Below are 17,121 nucleotides of genomic sequence, written 5' to 3' on the forward strand. Positions count from 1 at the left end.
TAATCTGTTCTTCGGTGAATCGCTTCTTCATGACCGTTCCTCTCTTGGGAACGGACTCTACATCGTCAACGTACTAATCGCGGGGAGCAGGTCAGCATCGCCAAAGCGTTTGCCGACGCGGGTAGCAAGGTAGTGGTTGTGTCCCGCACCCCAGTGCCTGCAGGTGAGCTGGAAGATGGCGCTACACATGCTGAGATTGCGGATGCCCGCACTGATACAACTGCCGCCACGCTGCTGACAAAGCATGATCCCGATATCCTGGTCCTAGCCGCCGGTGCCACTCCAGTTATGAGGACAATCCGGGAGCAGTCTTGGGAGACGTTCTCTCTCAACTGGGACACCGATGTGAAAATGGCTTTCCATTGGTTGCAGGCAGTCCTGTCGAAGCCGCTAAAGCCAGGAGCGCGCGTAGTCGTGATCAGCAGCGGCGCAGCGATCTCCGGCTCACCGCTAAGCGGGGGCTACGCCGGCGCCAAGGCAACTCAGCGCTTCATCGCACAGTATGCGCAGGATGAGGCATTGCGAGCCGGATTGGACATTGCAATCTCGACAGTGATGCCGCGTTTCGCGCCAACAACTGGCGTTGGTGCACCTGCGGTTCGCGCTTACGCCGAGCATGCCCGGGTCGACGTCGATGAATTCCTCCAGACGTTTCAGCGCTCCTTCGGAGCACTCGTCACGCCCGAGACTGCCGGCCATGCAATAGTCGGCCTAGCCAGTACTCGAACTTCGGAGGTTGCGCCTGCCTACTTACTGACGGGAGACGGCTTACAGAAGCTGGCCTGACGGTGCGAAGCAATAGGCGTAAGACCTCGGGAATGTGCCGGCACCATGGAGGGCGCTGGGCAACTTCTAGTTTGTTGAATCTAAGCGGCCAGTTCACGGCACCACAACGCATCGACGCCGCGCCCGCCGCCGCTCGCGTACCCGCCGACGTCGAGCGCGCGCTGCAACTGCTCAACAAACACATCTACCAGGCAGACCGCCACACCGGCATGCTCATCGTCCTGCAGCACGATGACGCCAAAGACCCGTCGTCATCTCCGCCGGCAGCTATCGGCACAAGCGCGCCCGCGCGCTGACTGACTTTGCGCGGGCGTCGGTGCAGATCTCGGATTTGATTGAGGCGGGGGTGTAGGGGGCGGGATGGGGCTCGCATCGCTGGGCGGGTTGCGGGCGTCGGTGCGGGCCCTTGGGGCTGGCCGTTATTGGCCGGTCTCGGCCCTCCGCTTGGTGCGTGGGCTAGCCGGCGCCAGAAGCAACTACCGACCCAAACCAGCCAATCGAACTTCTCGAGAGCGAAAGCTTAGCCGGTATTGTGCTTACTGCAGCAGACGTTGAATGTCGCCTTGCCGTATAGGAAATTTCTTGAAGTCGCCGTAGTCTTCAAAGAACCATACACATTTGTCAGCCGTTTCATCGGTACCACGCGCGAGGCATACCTCGGCTTCGCGAGAATACCAACCCTGCTTTCCGTCCTCGATCGTGATGCGCGTGACTAACGGATTACCGAAGCAACTTGACCCAAATACCACGCGCTCAAGCAACGGCTCACCGTTTCTCTGGAGACTCAGGAAGATCTCTGGTGCAGCCCCACACATTCCCCGTTCACTCCAGCCAGTTTGAGTAGCGATGATCGTGTACTTCGAGTCGGGCAATGAGCATTCGTAGGAGAGTTTGCTTGGCGAAAAAAATCCATGGCGAGCCAACACGTCGGGACGAACCGTGCCGTGTTCAGTCAACGCGGTGATCGCCGGGTTGTGTATCCCTCGATACTCGACGTCTAAGAATTGCGCATCCGGGACGCATGAAATGCGCACGAAATCAACCGTATAGTCGGCCCACACCGGACTAGCGAGCACCAAGAGCAGCAGCGCGATGAGTGGAAACCACTTGTGCATTTGAGGCTGCCGATGATCAGTGTGCTTAAGGGTCATGAAGAAAATTTGTTGCCTTGTTTTCGCAGCAGATCCATCTCCATCGCCATCTTCGAGGGAACACCGGTCAGTATCGGATCATTGTCGGAAACGTATCACTGACTCGCGGCCATACCTAGCAGCTCGAGGAGGGGTGTCAGGCACGGGCGACAGTATTGAATCGGTTGTCGGCTCATGGCCGATTGCCGCCAATCGCCACCGCAACTTGCTGACGCCCCCTTTATGGTTGGACGCAAACACCAGCCACCTCAAGCGCCCGCTCCCTCCCCTGCAAATACCTCAGTTTCTCCGCATCCCGCTCGGCCCCAGCGAAGAGATCGACAAGATCTGCCGCATCCTCTCCAGATAGCTCACATCGGCCGGCGGCTCCATCGCCCAGGCCGGTGCTGGGCTGATCTTCACCTGCGCCGGCACCGGCGTCGGGCTGGCAACGGGCGCGCACTGACATCCGTACATCACCAGCAGCAAGAGCGCGCTGCAGACGCGTGTTTTCAGCGGTGGCACGTTGCATCTCCGAGAAATGGGTACGGTCGAGCGCGTCGAGCTGGTCGGTAAGCTGCCGGTGCTTGCCGATTGCTGCCTGCAGCGCGGTCACGACGGTATCGACGGCAGCCTGGCGCTCGCTGGCGTGGTCGCGCTGGATCTGCGCGATGGTCGTCTCGTACCGGTTGGCCAGCCAGCCACACACAGCTGCTGCAGCCACCGCTGCCACTGTCAGGAGTCGGACGATTGCGAAGTTCATTGGCTTTGCCTTGTCTGATGATGTGGGTCAGCCACTCGTTGGTGACCTCGAAGCGGAAGATCGGGTTTTCTGCCGGGAAGACGTCGGTAAAGCGCACGTTCCACACGACGCTGCCCTGCTCGATCCGGCTGGCGGTGTTGAGCACCGGGTCTGCGTAGACCTCGAAGTCGATCAGCGCGCCCGCGTTGCGCTCGTTGCGCATGAATACGTGCAGGCCTTCGGTGACGTGTGCACGTAGGTCTTCGTAATGCCACGGTCGACGGCCCATTTGTGACCGGCCTGCGCTGCATCCATAAGGAGGTCGAGCGTACGCACGCGCGTGACGAACGACCATTTCGAATCGGTCGACAACGTGCGATTGCCCCACAGGCGGTAGCCACCATCGCGAATGATGGTGGCGATGCGGGCCTAGTTGAGCGGGTTCGCGCGGCAGGTCAGATCGTTGTCGAGATACTCGATGGGCCGGCCTGTGCCGGTGATGCCAACGAATTCCTTGTTGGACGGCGACGCCCAGTAGCCGTATTGCGCATCGGTGTACGCAAACAGGCCTGCAGCGAAAGCGGATGCAGTGCATCTACTTCTGCATTGGCGGTGGTGTCCCACGTGCGCACGCCCGGGCCGTCGATGATGCTGACGGCGCGCAGCTTGTCGGCAAGCCCATCCATGGCCGTCGCGACCGGCTGGCGCGCGGAGAACCCCGGTGCGATCAGCAAGCGTGGCTGCACGTTGAAACACGATTTGGCATCGAGCATCGACTGCAGGCCGGTGCGCACGCCGCCCGCCGTGACGCCACCGATGATGCCGGACGTGAGCGCGTTGGTGTCTTTCGACTCCGTCACGCCGGTCGCGACGATGACAGCGGAGGTGCGGGCGTAGATGGCATTGATGGCGCGGGTGATGGCGCTGTTCTGGCCGAAGGCCTGCGCGGCCTCGCGCGGGTTGGTGATCTGCACCGGCACATCGGGCTGCACGAGATCCGCACCGGGGGTGTAGGTGTCTATCAGGTCGATGATGGACGACGAGGGCACGGCAATTGGCCGTGGACCGCTATCGATAATCGTGGTGGTGATGCCGTGGAAGAATGAAGATGCCATGCGGCTCCTCGACGGGAAGAAGAAAAAAAACGCCCCGCGCGGTGGCGGGGCTTGCTTGCTGCGGGGTGTGGCGCTGGGGGCGTCCAGGCGCTGTCTTCGGTGCTAGTCGACGCTGATGTTTAACGTCACAGGGCCATTTGCCGGCACAGTGACCTCTTTGGTCCGATAGACCTTCCCATCGCTGTAGATCGTCGCGGTGTAATTTTTGGCAGGGATTTCCTGCTCCTTGCCGAACTCCGTATATCCGTTGTGCCCCCACCGCGCCTTGTCGATTGTGACGGCCGGCGTTTTCAGATTCTCTTTATCCCCTACCAGATTGACGATGACTTTTGTCATGATGGCTCCACGGTTGATCAGCGTTGAATGGGTCGTCATGCGCGCATGTGCGTGACATGCGCGCCGATGACTCTTGCTACGGTAGGGAGCAGTGAATCGGTTTCCTATGGGGCTTGCGTCATGTGTCGGTGGTCTGGGTCTTGGTGTTTTTGTCGTTCGATGGCGCCTAATCTAACAGCGCATCCGGGGTGTCCGGCCCAGTGAAATTGGCGGGAAAACCGGGTTGCCCGGGCACTTCGCGCAGCGCCTGGCGGTACTGGCCGACCTGCTGCGCTTTGCTCGCATCGCCGGAATCCATGGCCTTGTAGAACATGGCGTCGGCTGCCATGAGGCGACGATCGCGCTCCTCGCGGGCGCGCTGGCCCAGCACGTGCAGCCGTGCTGCTTCGAGCTGCTTGCCGGTGTCGCGGCACATGTTCTGGCCAACCCAGAAATCGACGCCGTGAACAAGATTGGGGTACTTCTGCCGCACGCAGAAAATCAGTTCGTCATGTGTGATCACAAGGCTGATCCTCATGGGCGCAAGCGACAAGCGGCGGGGGTTCGGCGAGGGGCGTTCACCAGTCACAGCAAGTCAACGGTTCAAAATCCAGGCGCGCAATTTACCGGTTCTAGTCCGACAGCCCCAGCAGCGGATGCTGCTCATGGCGCCAAGGCGAAACAAAGAAGGCGGCCACTTCGTCGTCACGCACGGCGTCAATGCTGGCGTGCTTCCACTTGGGCGCATGATCCTTGTCGACCGCGAGGGCCCGAATGCCTTCGATGCCATCGCCTTCGGCAAACACGTGCGTCATCATGTCCAGTTCGCGGCGCAGCTCATCGGCCAACGTGGTGTGGCGGCCGCGGCGGATCAACTCAAGCGTCACCGCGATCATCAACGGCGAGCGCTTGGCCATGTGCGCGGCGGTCTGAGCGGCCCATTCGGTATCCGTGCTGCCGGCCAGATCCGCGAAGATGCCTTGCACGCTGCTTTGGCTGAAGCAGGCATCAATGGTCTCGCGGTGAAGGGCGATGATGGCCTTGGCATCATCGGGCGCCGATGCGGCTTCGGTAAAGCAGGCGGTGATCTGCTCGGCGCTGCCCCAGTTGCCGTCGCGCAGGCGCTGGAAGATGGACGCCAGCGCCGCGGTGGTGACATGGCAATCGGCAAGGCCGATCGACAACGCATCCGCCGCTTCGATCATCTGGCCGGTCACGCCCAGGTATTCGCCCACATGACCCGGCACGCGCGCCAGGAACCACCCGCCGCCCACGTCCGGAAACAGGCCGATGTTGGTTTCGGGCATGGCCATCTTCGTGCGTTCGGTCACCACGCGCAGCGATGCGCCTTGCGAGATGCCCATGCCACCGCCCATGACGACGCCGTCCATCAGCGCGATGTAGGGCTTGGCATAGCTGAAGATGAGGTGGTTGAGGCGGTACTCCTCGGTGAAAAAGGTGATGAGCTGCGGGTCGCCTGCCGTGGCCGCGCGGTAGAAGAAACGGATATCGCCGCCCGCGCACAGGGCTTTGCCGCCCTCGCCACGCAGGATGACAGCGTGGACTTCCGGATCGTGCTGCCACGCCAGCAGCGCATGCGACATGGCGCGAATCATCTCCAGCGACAGCGCGTTGAGCGCCTGCGGCCGGTTCAGCGTCAGCCAGCCGATGCCGCCGCGTACTTCGGCGATCACGTTGGGTTGAACTTCAGCCTGGGGCGCGGGGGAAGCGGTGGATTGCATGTCTCGAATGTTGTTGTGGGTAATAACGGCTCGCACTGTACACGACAGCGTATTGAAGCGAGGAAGGGCTCTAGCCTGCCCCCTTTCGCAGCGCGGGTGTTGGGCGTATACCTGCCAGTTGGAGACGACACACATCACAACAATCCAATGACCCCTGCCAACGCCGCCCCGGGCGCGTCGAGTTTCGACCCCGGCCTGATCCTTCTGGCCTTCGCGCCGGTCTTCCTGCTGACCATCGGCGCCGAGGCGTGGTACTGGCGCAAGCGCGACCCGTCCGTCTACAGCCTCAAAGACACCGTTTCAAACGCCTGCCTCGCGCTCATGCACCAGGCGTCGGATGCGTTCTTCCTGTGGCTGATGATCAAGACGGTGTATTCGTGGACGTACAGCCACGGCCTGCGCACAGTGCCCGAGACGTGGTGGTCATTCGTGCTGCTCCTGCTGTTGCAGGATTTTCTGTACTACTTCTTCCACCGCGCCAGCCATCGCGTGCGCTGGATGTGGGCCTCGCATGTGACGCACCACTCGTCGGAAGGCATGAATTTTTCGACGGCATTCCGCCAGAGCCTGACCTATCCGATTTCCGGCATGTGGCTGTTCTGGATTCCGCTTGCATGGATCGGCTTTACGCCGGACTGGGTGATCCTCGCCGTGGGCTTGAATCTCGCGTTCCAGTTTTTCGTCCATACACGGCTGGGGGCGCTGGATTCGCGCTACGCCGGCTTCTGGCGCTGGCTGGGGCAATACGTGAATACGCCGTCGGTGCATCGCGTGCACCACGCCAAGAACCCGCAGTACATCGACCGCAACTACGCCGGCGTGCTGACCATCTGGGATCGCATGTTCGGCAGCTTCGTGCCGGAGGAGGACGCCCCCGTTTTCGGCATCACGCGGCAGGTTCACACGCACAACCCGATCACCCTCACCTTCCACGAATGGCGCGACATGTGGGCTGATGTGTTCCGCGATCGGGACATTCGCTACCTGTGGAAACCGCCCGAGTGGCGCAGCCCGCGCGCGGCGGTCACGGCCGAGGCGATGCCGCTCACATGAACGGCGGCCCGAAGCGCGTGGCGACGCGATCGGTGGAATCGAACAGATCGCGCAGCACGGCACTCGTGCACGTCGGCTGCACGTACAGGTAGAACGCTACCTCGGGCAGACGCGGCAGACCATCGGCCTCGGTCAGCACACGCATGTTGGCATCGAGCAATTCGGTCGTGCGCGCGGTCACGCCGAGCCCCGCGCTGATCGCGGCCTTGATGCCCGTCAGCGTGGGCGACAGATAGCTCGTGCGCCACGGAATGTGGTGGGCATCCAGGCATTCGATCGACAATTGGCGGAACAGGCTCAGCTCGTCGGCCATGACCAGTGGCACCGGCGCGGCGGGATTGAAGATGAAGTCTTCCGCGCAGATCCACACCATCGGCGACGTGCGCAGCTTGATGCCGGGAAAGGCATCGTCATAGCGTGTCGAGATCGCCAGATCGAGCGTCTTGTCGCGCAACGCGTCCATCAGGAACGGGCTGCGGCCCACGTTGATTTCCATCTGCAATTCCGGCGACAGCTTGGACAACCGCCGCAGCAGATTCGGCAGGATCGAATCGGCCACATCGTGCGGTGAGCCGATGCGGATTTTCTCGATCGGCCCACCAGTTTGGATCACCTGCACGGCCTGGTCGTTGAGCGCCAGGATCTTGTGCGCATAGGCGACGAGCCGCACGCCATCGGGCGTCATCATCTTGTGGCGGCCGCGCTTTTCGAACAGCGCGCAGCCCATTTCCTCCTCCAACCGCTGCATCTGCTGCGTAACCGCCGACTGCGTGCGCCCCACCCGTGCTGCTGCCGCGGCAAACGTTTCGTGCTGAGCGATCGCCACGAAGGTGCGCAGCAGATCGATGTCCAGATTTCGCATCCCGATCCCGATACTTCAGATTTTCTAATTGATTCCCGCTAAAAATTAAATTGTTCTGCGCAATTCTGGCCGATAACCTGTCAGACACACAAATAAAACTGAACAAACACTCTGTTCAGGCAGACACCCCAGCCGCAGAGAAATCGCGCTCCGACACTGAATCGGTTTCAGCCTCAACCCGAATCGCGTTGCCTGCAATCCGCGCTGCGTGCGCGGAGGGGCGTCACTAACCCTTTTTGATTCGTTTCGCGTCGATATGACATCGTTCGTTACCGCCCAGGCCCTGAAAGCGTGGCTGCACGACGGCGCCGAGATCGCGCTGTTCGACGTGCGCGAGCACGGCCAGTATGGCGAAGCCCATCCCTTCTACGCCATCCCGCTGCCGTACAGCCGACTTGAGATCGATGCCCCGCGCCTTGCGCCACGCCGCGCGGTTCGCATGGTCGTTTATGACGACAACGATGGCGTTGCCGATCGCGCGGCCGATCGCCTGAACACCATCGGCTACACCAACGTGCACGTACTGCAAGGCGGCGCACAAGCTTGGGCGCAGGCAGGCTTTACGCTGTTTGCCGGCGTTAACGTGCCGTCCAAAACCTTCGGAGAACTCGTCGAGAGGGCGTACCACACGCCGCGCGTCACCGCGCGTGAACTTGCGGCCATGCGTGAACGCGGCGACGACGTCGTCATCGTCGATGGCCGCCCCGTCAGCGAATATCTGAAGATGACGATCCCGTCGTCGATCTGCTGCCCGAACGGCGAACTGGGGCTGCGCATCCGCGAGCTTGTCCCCGATGCAACCACGCCAATCGTCGTCAACTGCGCGGGCCGCACGCGCAGCATCATCGGTGCGCAGACGCTGATCAACCTCGGCATCCCGAACCCCGTGATGGCGCTGGAGAACGGCACGCAAGGCTGGTATCTGGAAGACCTTCCACTGGAACACGGCAGCACCCGCCGCTATCCCGATGTCATTGCGCCCGCTAACGTCAAGGACATGCGCGAGGCCAGTCAGCAACTTGCCGCGCGCTCTGCCGTGCCCGAGGTGGATGCGGCAACGCTCGCACGCTGGGTCGCACAAGGCGAACAGAGCCTCTACCTGTGCGATGTCCGCACACCTGAGGAATTCGCCTCTGGCAGCTTACAAGGCGCGCAGCATGCGCCGGGCGGTCAGTTGATCCAGGCAACTGATCAGTACGTCGGCGTGCGCCACGCGCGGCTCGTGCTGTTCGATGCCGACGGCGTCCGCGCGCCAATCGTTGCCAGCTGGCTGCGGCAACTTGGTCACGATGCCTATGTGCTGCGCGACGGCCTGGACAGCCGCGCGAGCCTGCCGGTGGCCATGACAGTGTTGCCGCAGCCGTTGCCCGAGTTCAGCGTGCAAGCACTCGCCACTGCGCTCGCGGCCGGCACCGCACATGTGATCGACCTGCGCCCCAGCATGAGCTTTCGCCGCGCCCACGTGCCTGGTGCCACATGGGCCATTCGTCCACGCTTGCCGGCCCTGGCCGCCGACCGCGATACCGTCCTGATCGCCGACGACCCGCGTATCGCTCAGCTCGCCGCGGCAGATTGGGCAGCACACGCGCCGCAAGCCGCGTCGCGTCTCAAGTTGCTGGCCGGTGGCATCACCGCGTGGACTGCCGCCGGCTACGCCACCGAAGGTTCCGACAGCGCACCGCCTGACGCCGATTGCATCGACTATCTCTTCTTCGTGCATGATCGGCATGACGGTAATAAGGCTGCGGCAAGGCAATACCTGGCCTGGGAAACCGGCCTGCTCGCTCAGCTCGACGCGCAGGAACTCGGCGCCTTTCGCGTCGGTGCGGGTGGCGCGCAGTCATGACGCTCTACCGTTGAGACCCACGCACCATGTCGCCGCTGCGCGCTTCGTCGATGCGCTGGCGCTGTTCGGTATTGGCACCTCGTGGGGCGGGTTCGAGAGCCTAGCAACGTTCAGTAATGTGGCGGGCACGCGCACTTGCACGGATCAGTCTGCAGCTGGCCCAGCCCGATCGTGCGCCTGCACATCGGATTGGAAGATGCGCAAGACCTGATCGAAGATCCGGCACAAGCGTTCAGGCATAGCACTAGCGGCATCGCCGAGCAAAAAAAACGCCCCGGAATCTCGGGGCGTTTTTCTGGCAGATCGATTGTCGATCAGACCGCTTCTTCACGCGATGCGCGCTTGCGCTCGTGCTCCTTCAGGTGGCGCTTGCGCAGGCGGATACTCTTCGGCGTGACTTCCACCAGCTCGTCGTCGGCGATGAATTCCACCGCGTACTCCAGCGACATCTGGATCGGCGGCACCAGGCGCACGGCTTCGTCGGTACCCGACGCGCGCACGTTGGTCAGCTGCTTGCCCTTGATGGGGTTCACGACCAGGTCATTGTCGCGGCTGTGGATGCCGATGATCATGCCTTCGTACAGCGCGTCGCCAGGCGACACGAACATGCGGCCGCGATCCTGCAGCTTCCACAGCGCGTAGGCCACGGCAGCGCCGTCGTCCTGCGAGATCAACACGCCGTTGTGACGCTCGCCCAGATCACCTTCCTTGACCGGGGAGTAGTCGTCGAAGATGTGGCTGATCAGGCCCGTGCCGCGCGTAAGCGTCAGGAATTCGCCCTGGAAGCCGATCAGGCCACGGGCCGGAATGCGGTATTCCAGACGCGTGCGGCCCTTGCCATCCGACGCCATGTCGAGCAGTTCGCCCTTGCGGCGGCCCAGCTCTTCCATCACGCCGCCCTGGTGGCCGTCTTCCACGTCCACGGTCAGGCGCTCGAACGGCTCGCACTTCACACCGTCGATTTCCTTGAACACCACGCGCGGGCGCGACACGGCCAGCTCGTAGCCTTCACGACGCATGTTTTCCACCAGAATCGTCAGGTGCAGTTCGCCACGGCCCGACACTTCGAAGATCGTGTCGTCGCCGGTGTCCTTCACGCGCAGAGCCACGTTGGACTTCAGCTCGCGGTCCAGACGGTCGCGCAGCTGGCGGCTCGTCACGAACTTGCCTTCACGTCCTGCCAGCGGCGAGGTGTTGACGCAGAAGTTCATCGTGAGCGTCGGCTCGTCCACCTTCAGCATCGGCAGGGCTTCCTGGGCGTCGGGCGCGCACACGGTGCAGCCGATGCCCAGTTCTTCAATACCGTTGATCAGCACGATGTCGCCGGCTTCAGCTTCCTGCACCAGTTCGCGCTCCAGGCCACGGAACTTCAGCACCTGGTTGATACGACCCTTGATCGGGTTGCCTTCCGGGCCGAACTTGACCACCACGTCCTGCAGCGGACGCACGCGGCCGCGCGTAATGCGGCCAACGCCGATCTTGCCGACGTAGCTCGAGTAGTCCAGCGAGATGATCTGCAGTTGGAACGGACCGTTCGGGTCGTCGTTACGCTGCGGCACCTTGTCGAGAATGGTCTCGAACAGCGGCTTCATGTCGCCTTCGCGCACGTCGTCGGTCAGGCCGGCGTAGCCGTTCAGGCCCGAGGCATACACCACCGGGAAATCGAGCTGGTCATCGTTGGCGCCCAGCTTGTCGAACAGGTCGAAGGTCTGGTTGATTACCCACTCCGGACGTGCGCCCGGGCGGTCCACCTTGTTGATCACGACGATCGGCTTCAGGCCCAGGGCCAGCGCCTTGCGCGTCACAAAACGCGTTTGCGGCATCGGGCCTTCCACGGCATCCACCAGCAGCAACACACCATCGACCATCGAGAGCACACGCTCCACTTCACCACCGAAGTCCGCGTGCCCCGGCGTGTCGACGATGTTGATGTGCGTGCCGTTGTATTCGACCGCGCAGTTCTTGGCCAGGATCGTGATGCCCCGCTCTTTTTCGATGTCGTTCGAATCCATCACGCGCTCGGCGATCTGTTCGTTCTCGCGGAACGTGCCGGCTTGGCGAAGGAGCTGGTCGACCAGTGTGGTTTTGCCGTGGTCAACGTGGGCAATGATGGCGATGTTGCGAAGCGCGCGCATGGAATGTGAACTCGAAAAGACGTGACACGAGCCCGGGACAGCACCCAAATTCAGCTCGCGGAATAACCTGACATTCTAGCATGCTGCGATGCGCAATACATGACACTCGTTGATGAATCGGTGAAGGGACGTGGATCGGGTGAATATAAGATCACTCATTATTTCTAAAAATGGAATCACACATTCAGTACCTTGCTGTTTGCTGCGTCAATTCGTATATTTGTCCGGACAATGATTGTGCATACATAAGATGTCCGAACAGACAAGACCCGCCACCGAAGTTGCTGCCGGAACGCTCTTCCGGGTGGAGGACTACCGCATGTGCGAAAGCGTTGGCTACCTCGTCGGGCGCGCCAAGACAGCGCTGTCCATGGCCATCGAGCAGGAAGTTGCCGCGATGGACGTGACCCATTCCCAGGCTAGTTGCCTAGTGCTGCTCGCTAACGGCCGATGCCAGACCGCGACCGACCTCGGCCGCGAACTGAACACCGACATCGGTTCGCTTACACGCATGCTCAGCCGCATGGAAAAGCGCGGCTTGATCGAGCGCGTGCGCAGCGAATCCGACCGCCGCGTCGTGCATCTGGAGGTGACCGAAGCCGGCCGGGACTTGGCCGACCGCATGCCGGCCATCTATACGCACGTGCTGAACCGTTTCTTTGCCGGCTTCACGCCGGGCGACGTCGATACGCTGCGCGGACTTCTCAAGCGCATTCTCGACAACGGTGCCGCCACGGAGGGCCACCGCATGCGCCCCGCCGATCACTGACACTGACGCCACCTTGTCCGAAATGGACACGCAGCACCAAACGCTTCTTGCTCTCCCTGACCGCTTGATACAACGAACAACATGAACGCCTTGAACTCCGCCCCTCAGGCACCTTCGCCCCTAAGCCGCGCTGGCAACACGCGCGCGCAATGGCCGGCACGCCTGGGCGTGGCGCTTTCCGCCGTGACGCTGGCCGTGCTGGCTGGTTGCGCGAACCTCGGCAATTCGCATAGCACGCAGACGCTGACAACACCGGGGCAGCTGGCGAGCGCGCAATCGTTGCCCTCAGAAGGCGGCCAGTGGCCTTCGCAGAACTGGGTCGATCAGTTCGACGATCCGCAATTGCGCGCGCTGGTGGATGAGGCCATCAAGGACAACCCGAACCTGCAAGTCGCCTTTGCCCGCGTCCGAGCTTCGCGTGCGATGGCCGATGTCGTGCGCGGCAATCTGTATCCGAGCGTCGGGCTCGATGCCGACATGACGCGCCAGCGTCTATCGGAATACGACATGTTTGAAGGCACGCCGCTGGCCGGCCGCTGGTTCACAGAATCGAAGATCCAGCTAGGCGTGAGCTACGACCTGGATTTCTGGGGCAAGAATCGCTCCGCATTGGAAGCGGCGCTGTCCGACGACAAGTCGATCGAAGCGGAAAGCCAGGCTTCGCGACTGATGCTGTCGACCACGGTGGCACGCACCTACGCCAAGCTGGCTGCACTCTATGCGCAGCGCGACGTGGCTGAACGGTCCATCGCGCAGCGCAAGGATTTGACCAACCTTGCCGGCCAACGCTTGCGTGCCGGCCTGGATACGCAAGTCGAGACCACGCAGGCGCGCGCCAACGTGGCTGCCGCGCAGACGGAACTGGAGCAGGTTGACGAGCAGATCACGCTGGCACGCAACCAGCTGGCTGCGCTACTGGGCAAGGGCCCGGACCGCGGCTTGACGATTGCGCGCCCGACGCTGCTCGCACAAGCCACGCCCAAGCTGCCGAACAATCTGACCATCGATCTGATCGGCCGCCGCCCGGATCTCGTGGCTGCACGCTGGCGAGTGGAAGCAGCGTCGAAGGACATCGACGTGGCCAAGGCACAGTTCCTGCCGGATATCAGCCTGACTGCATTCCTGGGGCTGGCTTCGATCGCGCCGGAAAACCTGCTGCTCGGCGCATCGCGTCAGCTCGGCATCGGTCCGGCGCTCAAGCTGCCGATCTTCGAGGGCGGCAAGCTGCGCGCCAACCTGCGGGGCAAGTACGCCAACTATGACGCCGCCGTCGCCAGCTACAACCAGACGCTGACCGAAGCCCTGCACGACACCGCTGACCAGATCACCACGCTGCACAGCATCGATTCGCAGATCACGATCCAGCGCACGGCCCTAAGCGAAGCTGAGCGTGCCTACAGCCTGGCCCGCACGCGCTACAGCGCCGGCCTCGGCACGCAACTGGTCGTGCTGAACGCCGAGACGACCGTGCTGCAGCAACGCAAGCTCGCGACCGACCTGCAGGCACGCCGACTCGACGCGCAGATGGCCCTCATCAAGGCCCTCGGCGGCGGCTATACGGCAGAAGACCTGCCGGGCGCCAAGCCTGAGGCCGCCGCCTCGCATGGCTGACCTGTACTGAATTGAACTGAACCGACCGTTCCAACGCATTCTTTCGAGCCAACATCATGAGTGACAACAAGCCCCAAGCCGCACCGTCCGCTGCTCCCGCGCCCGCAGCCCCCGCGGCAACGCCTACCGGCAACGGCAACGGCAACGGCAAGCGCAAGCGCATGCTGACCACGCTGGCCGCCGCACTGGTGGTTGCCGGCGTCGGCTACGGCCTCTACTGGGGCCTGTACGGCCGCTGGTTCGAGTCGACCGACGATGCATACGTGCAAGGCAACGTGGTCCAGGTGACACCGCAAGTGGCTGGTACCGTGGTCGCCATTCGCGCCGATGACACGCAACTCGTCACCTCTGGCCAGCCCGTGATCGAACTGGACCGGGCCGATGCACGCGTCGCGCTGGAGCAGGCCGAAGCCGCGCTCGCACAAACGGTGCGCCAGGTGCGCACGCTGTACTCGAACACCAGCGCGTTCACCGCCACGATGGCCATGCGTGAAAGCGATCTCGCCAAGGCCAAGGATGACTTGGCCCGCCGCAAGCAGATCGCCGGTACGGGCGCCGTGTCGCAGGAAGAAATCTCGCACGCACAAACCGCCGTGCAGGCTGCGCAGTCCGCGCTGGAAGCCGCCAAGGAACAGCTGCAAGGCAACCGTGTGCTGACGGAACAGACCACGCTGGAGCGTCATCCGAACGTGCTGCAGGCTGCCGCCAAGGTCCGCGAGGCTTACCTGGCCTATGCGCGTACTAGCCTGCCGGCATCGGTCACGGGCTATGTGGCCAAGCGTTCGGTGCAGGTCGGCCAGCGCGTCGCTCCTGGCACGCCGCTGATGGCCATCGTGCCGCTGGATCAGCTCTGGGTGGACGCCAACTTCAAGGAAGTCCAGGTGCGCCACATGCGCGTGGGCCAGCCGGTTGAACTGGTGGCCGACGTGTATGGCAGCAGCGTGACGTACCACGGCAAGGTGGTCGGTTTCTCGGCGGGTACGGGCTCGGCGTTCTCGCTGTTGCCGGCACAGAACGCCACCGGCAACTGGATCAAGGTCGTGCAGCGCCTGCCGGTGCGCGTGTCGCTCGATCCAAAGGAATTGAAGGACCATCCGCTGCGCGTGGGTCTGTCGATGGAAGCCAAGGTCGACATCCATGACGAAGGCGGGCAGAGCCTGGCCACCGCACCGGCTGCGTCGCCGCTACAAACGACGGTGTACGACCAGGCCGGCAAGGACGCAGATCAGGTCATCGCCAGCATCATCGCCGCCAACGCTGGCCGAGGCGGCGCCACGGCACCGGCCGCCGCCAACGTGCCGGCCGCATCGGCTCCGCGCACTTCGCAACCCGCACCCAAGGTCTGACGCATGGCAACCGCCGCGCCCAAGCCGCTACAGCCACTGACCGGCGCCAAGCTGGCGATCGGTACCGTCGCGTTGTCGCTGGCCACCTTCATGAACGTGCTGGATTCGTCCATCGCCAACGTGTCGATCCCGGCCATTTCGGGCGACCTGGGCGTGGCCCCGAACCAGGGCACGTGGGTCATCACCTCGTTTGCGGTGGCCAACGCCATCTCGGTGCCGCTCACGGGGTGGTTGACGCAGCGTTTCGGGCAAGTGCGCCTGTTCGTCACGTCGATCCTGCTGTTCGTGTTGTCGTCTTGGGCGTGCGGGCTGGCGCCCAATATGGGCATGCTGATCGCCGCCCGGATCATCCAGGGCGCTGTGGCGGGCCCAATGATTCCGCTGTCGCAATCGTTGCTGCTGTCGACCTATCCGCCCGCCAAAAGCTCAATGGCGTTGGCGCTGTGGGGTATGACGACGCTGGTCGCGCCAATCATGGGCCCGATCTTCGGCGGCTGGATCTCCGACAACATGAGCTGGCCCTGGATCTTCTACATCAACATCCCGGTGGGCATCCTGGCTGCCTATGCGACGTGGGTCATCTACAAGGACCGTGAATCGCCGACACGTTCGCTGCCCATCGACAAGATCGGCCTGGCGCTGTTGATCCTGTGGGTCGGCTCGCTTCAGTTGATGCTCGATCGCGGCAAGGAACTCGACTGGTTCAACTCGACCGAAGTCGTGGTGCTGACGGTCGTCGCCATCGTGGGCTTCGCGTTCTTCCTCATATGGGAGCTGACCGAAGATCACCCCGTGGTGGATCTGACGCTGTTCAAGGGCCGCAACTTCAGCGCGGGTGTCGTCGCCATCTCCGTGGCGTACGGCCTGTTCTTCGGCAACCTCGTGATCCTGCCGCTATGGCTGCAGACCATCGTCGGCTACACCGCCACCGATGCGGGCCTGATCATGGCACCGGTGGGCATCTTCGCCATCATTCTCTCGCCCGTGATCGGCAAGAACCTGCCGAAGATGGATGCACGCTGGGTCGCGACCACGGCGTTTATGACCTTCGCGCTGGTGTTCTGGATGCGCTCGCGCTTTACCGTACAGGTAGATACGTGGACGCTGATGATCCCGACGCTGATCCAGGGCGCGGCCATGGCGATGTTCTTCATCCCGCTCACGTCGATCATCCTGTCGGGTCTGTCGCCCGAGCGGATTCCGGCCGCCTCCGGGCTATCGAACTTTGTGCGGATCATGTTCGGCGGTATCGGTGCATCGATCTCGACCACGGTGTGGGACAACCGCTCCGCCCTGCACCATGCGCAACTGGTTGAACACGTGAATCCGTACAACCCGGCCTATGCGTCGTCGATCAACCAGTACACGCAATTGGGCATGCCCAACCTGCAGGCCCATGGCGTGATCGAACGTGTGATCTCGCAGCAGGCCGCAATGCTGGGCGCCAACGATATCTTCTGGATTTCGGCCGTGCTGTTTATCGTGCTGATCGTCTTCATCTGGCTGACCAAGCCGGCGAAGTCGGCCGCCGGCGCAGAAGCTGCAGCCGGCGCGCACTGATCCAAGATCGCGCGTGTCAAGTCCTGCCATAGGTTGACACTGTGCTCAGTCTCCGAGCGCCCGATGCACCGCATCGGGCGTTTTGTATTTCAAGGCCAGATGAGGCCGT

The 17,121-nt window shown here is 62.7% G+C and carries 15 protein-coding genes and 1 pseudogene; 8 read left to right on the plus strand and 8 right to left on the minus strand.

Annotated features, from left to right (window positions below; all coding sequences use genetic code 11):
• Positions 1-96: 96 nt before the first annotated feature.
• Both ACUXH0_RS26065 and ACUXH0_RS26070 read left to right on the plus strand, forming a co-directional pair.
• On the plus strand, positions 97-786 hold the full coding sequence (locus tag ACUXH0_RS26065; RefSeq protein WP_182594987.1) for an SDR family oxidoreductase: 690 nt from the start codon (positions 97-99) through the stop codon (positions 784-786).
• Positions 787-857: 71 nt separating this feature from the next.
• The gene (locus ACUXH0_RS26070) at positions 858-1,082 is read left to right on the plus strand and encodes a hypothetical protein (RefSeq protein ID WP_249262928.1); all 225 of its coding nucleotides are present in this window, start codon (positions 858-860) and stop codon (positions 1,080-1,082) included.
• A gap of 240 nt (positions 1,083-1,322) precedes the next feature.
• On the opposite strand, the gene ACUXH0_RS26075 is transcribed toward ACUXH0_RS26070, so the two are convergent.
• From ACUXH0_RS26075 to ACUXH0_RS26100, 6 genes and pseudogenes are all read right to left on the minus strand, one after another.
• The gene (locus tag ACUXH0_RS26075) at positions 1,323-1,901 is read right to left on the minus strand and encodes a hypothetical protein (RefSeq protein ID WP_012435363.1); all 579 of its coding nucleotides are present in this window, start codon (positions 1,899-1,901) and stop codon (positions 1,323-1,325) included.
• A 256-nt stretch (positions 1,902-2,157) separates the two neighbouring features.
• Complete coding sequence (locus ACUXH0_RS26080) at positions 2,158-2,679, minus strand: lysis system i-spanin subunit Rz (RefSeq protein ID WP_012435362.1); 522 nt, start codon at positions 2,677-2,679, stop codon at positions 2,158-2,160.
• A 16-nt stretch (positions 2,680-2,695) separates the two neighbouring features.
• Positions 2,696-3,773: pseudogene (locus ACUXH0_RS26085) on the minus strand (phage tail sheath C-terminal domain-containing protein); the annotation flags it as partial.
• 102 nt (positions 3,774-3,875) lie between these two features.
• On the minus strand, positions 3,876-4,109 hold the full coding sequence (locus ACUXH0_RS26090; RefSeq protein ID WP_012435361.1) for a hypothetical protein: 234 nt from the start codon (positions 4,107-4,109) through the stop codon (positions 3,876-3,878).
• A gap of 166 nt (positions 4,110-4,275) precedes the next feature.
• Entirely contained in the window at positions 4,276-4,641 is a 366-nt protein-coding gene (locus ACUXH0_RS26095) for a phage tail assembly chaperone (protein WP_249262927.1), read from the minus strand.
• A 79-nt stretch (positions 4,642-4,720) separates the two neighbouring features.
• Complete coding sequence (locus ACUXH0_RS26100; RefSeq protein WP_024542462.1) at positions 4,721-5,830, minus strand: enoyl-CoA hydratase/isomerase family protein; 1,110 nt, start codon at positions 5,828-5,830, stop codon at positions 4,721-4,723.
• A 147-nt stretch (positions 5,831-5,977) separates the two neighbouring features.
• On the opposite strand from ACUXH0_RS26100, the gene ACUXH0_RS26105 reads away from it, so the two are divergent.
• A complete protein-coding gene (locus tag ACUXH0_RS26105) occupies positions 5,978-6,883 on the plus strand; it encodes a sterol desaturase family protein (protein ID WP_012435358.1) in 906 nt (301 codons plus the stop codon).
• Here the strand turns inward: ACUXH0_RS26105 and ACUXH0_RS26110 are convergent.
• A complete protein-coding gene (locus ACUXH0_RS26110) occupies positions 6,876-7,745 on the minus strand; it encodes a LysR substrate-binding domain-containing protein (RefSeq protein WP_012435357.1) in 870 nt (289 codons plus the stop codon). The genes ACUXH0_RS26105 and ACUXH0_RS26110 overlap by 8 nt on opposite strands.
• 256 nt (positions 7,746-8,001) lie before the next feature.
• Here ACUXH0_RS26110 and ACUXH0_RS26115 point away from each other — a divergent pair, with 256 nt between their 5' ends.
• Positions 8,002-9,591 (plus strand): rhodanese-like domain-containing protein, encoded by a 1,590-nt coding sequence (locus tag ACUXH0_RS26115; RefSeq protein ID WP_012435356.1) that lies wholly within the window; start codon positions 8,002-8,004, stop codon positions 9,589-9,591.
• A 314-nt stretch (positions 9,592-9,905) separates the two neighbouring features.
• Here ACUXH0_RS26115 and typA read toward each other — a convergent pair whose 3' ends face one another.
• Positions 9,906-11,726, minus strand: coding sequence for a translational GTPase TypA (gene typA, locus ACUXH0_RS26120; protein ID WP_004626434.1), 1,821 nt, complete (start codon positions 11,724-11,726; stop codon positions 9,906-9,908).
• 250 nt (positions 11,727-11,976) lie between these two features.
• On the opposite strand from typA, the gene ACUXH0_RS26125 reads away from it, so the two are divergent.
• The 4 genes from ACUXH0_RS26125 to ACUXH0_RS26140 all read left to right on the plus strand — a co-directional run bounded on the left by ACUXH0_RS26125 (position 11,977) and on the right by ACUXH0_RS26140 (position 17,012).
• Positions 11,977-12,495: a MarR family winged helix-turn-helix transcriptional regulator gene (locus ACUXH0_RS26125; RefSeq protein WP_012435355.1), complete on the plus strand. Its 519-nt coding sequence runs from the start codon at positions 11,977-11,979 to the stop codon at positions 12,493-12,495.
• Positions 12,496-12,576: 81 nt separating this feature from the next.
• Positions 12,577-14,106 carry an AdeC/AdeK/OprM family multidrug efflux complex outer membrane factor gene (locus tag ACUXH0_RS26130; protein WP_012435354.1) on the plus strand — a complete coding sequence of 510 codons (1,530 nt, stop codon included), beginning with the start codon at positions 12,577-12,579 and terminating at the stop codon, positions 14,104-14,106.
• Between the two features lie 56 nt (positions 14,107-14,162).
• Positions 14,163-15,452 (plus strand): HlyD/EmrA/EmrK family protein, encoded by a 1,290-nt coding sequence (locus ACUXH0_RS26135; protein ID WP_012435353.1) that lies wholly within the window; start codon positions 14,163-14,165, stop codon positions 15,450-15,452.
• Between the two features lie 3 nt (positions 15,453-15,455).
• Positions 15,456-17,012, plus strand: coding sequence for a DHA2 family efflux MFS transporter permease subunit (locus ACUXH0_RS26140; RefSeq protein WP_004626426.1), 1,557 nt, complete (start codon positions 15,456-15,458; stop codon positions 17,010-17,012).
• The last annotated feature ends 109 nt before the right edge of the window (positions 17,013-17,121 follow it).

The sequence above is a fragment of the Ralstonia sp. 110700041-2 genome (genome assembly GCF_056280165.1).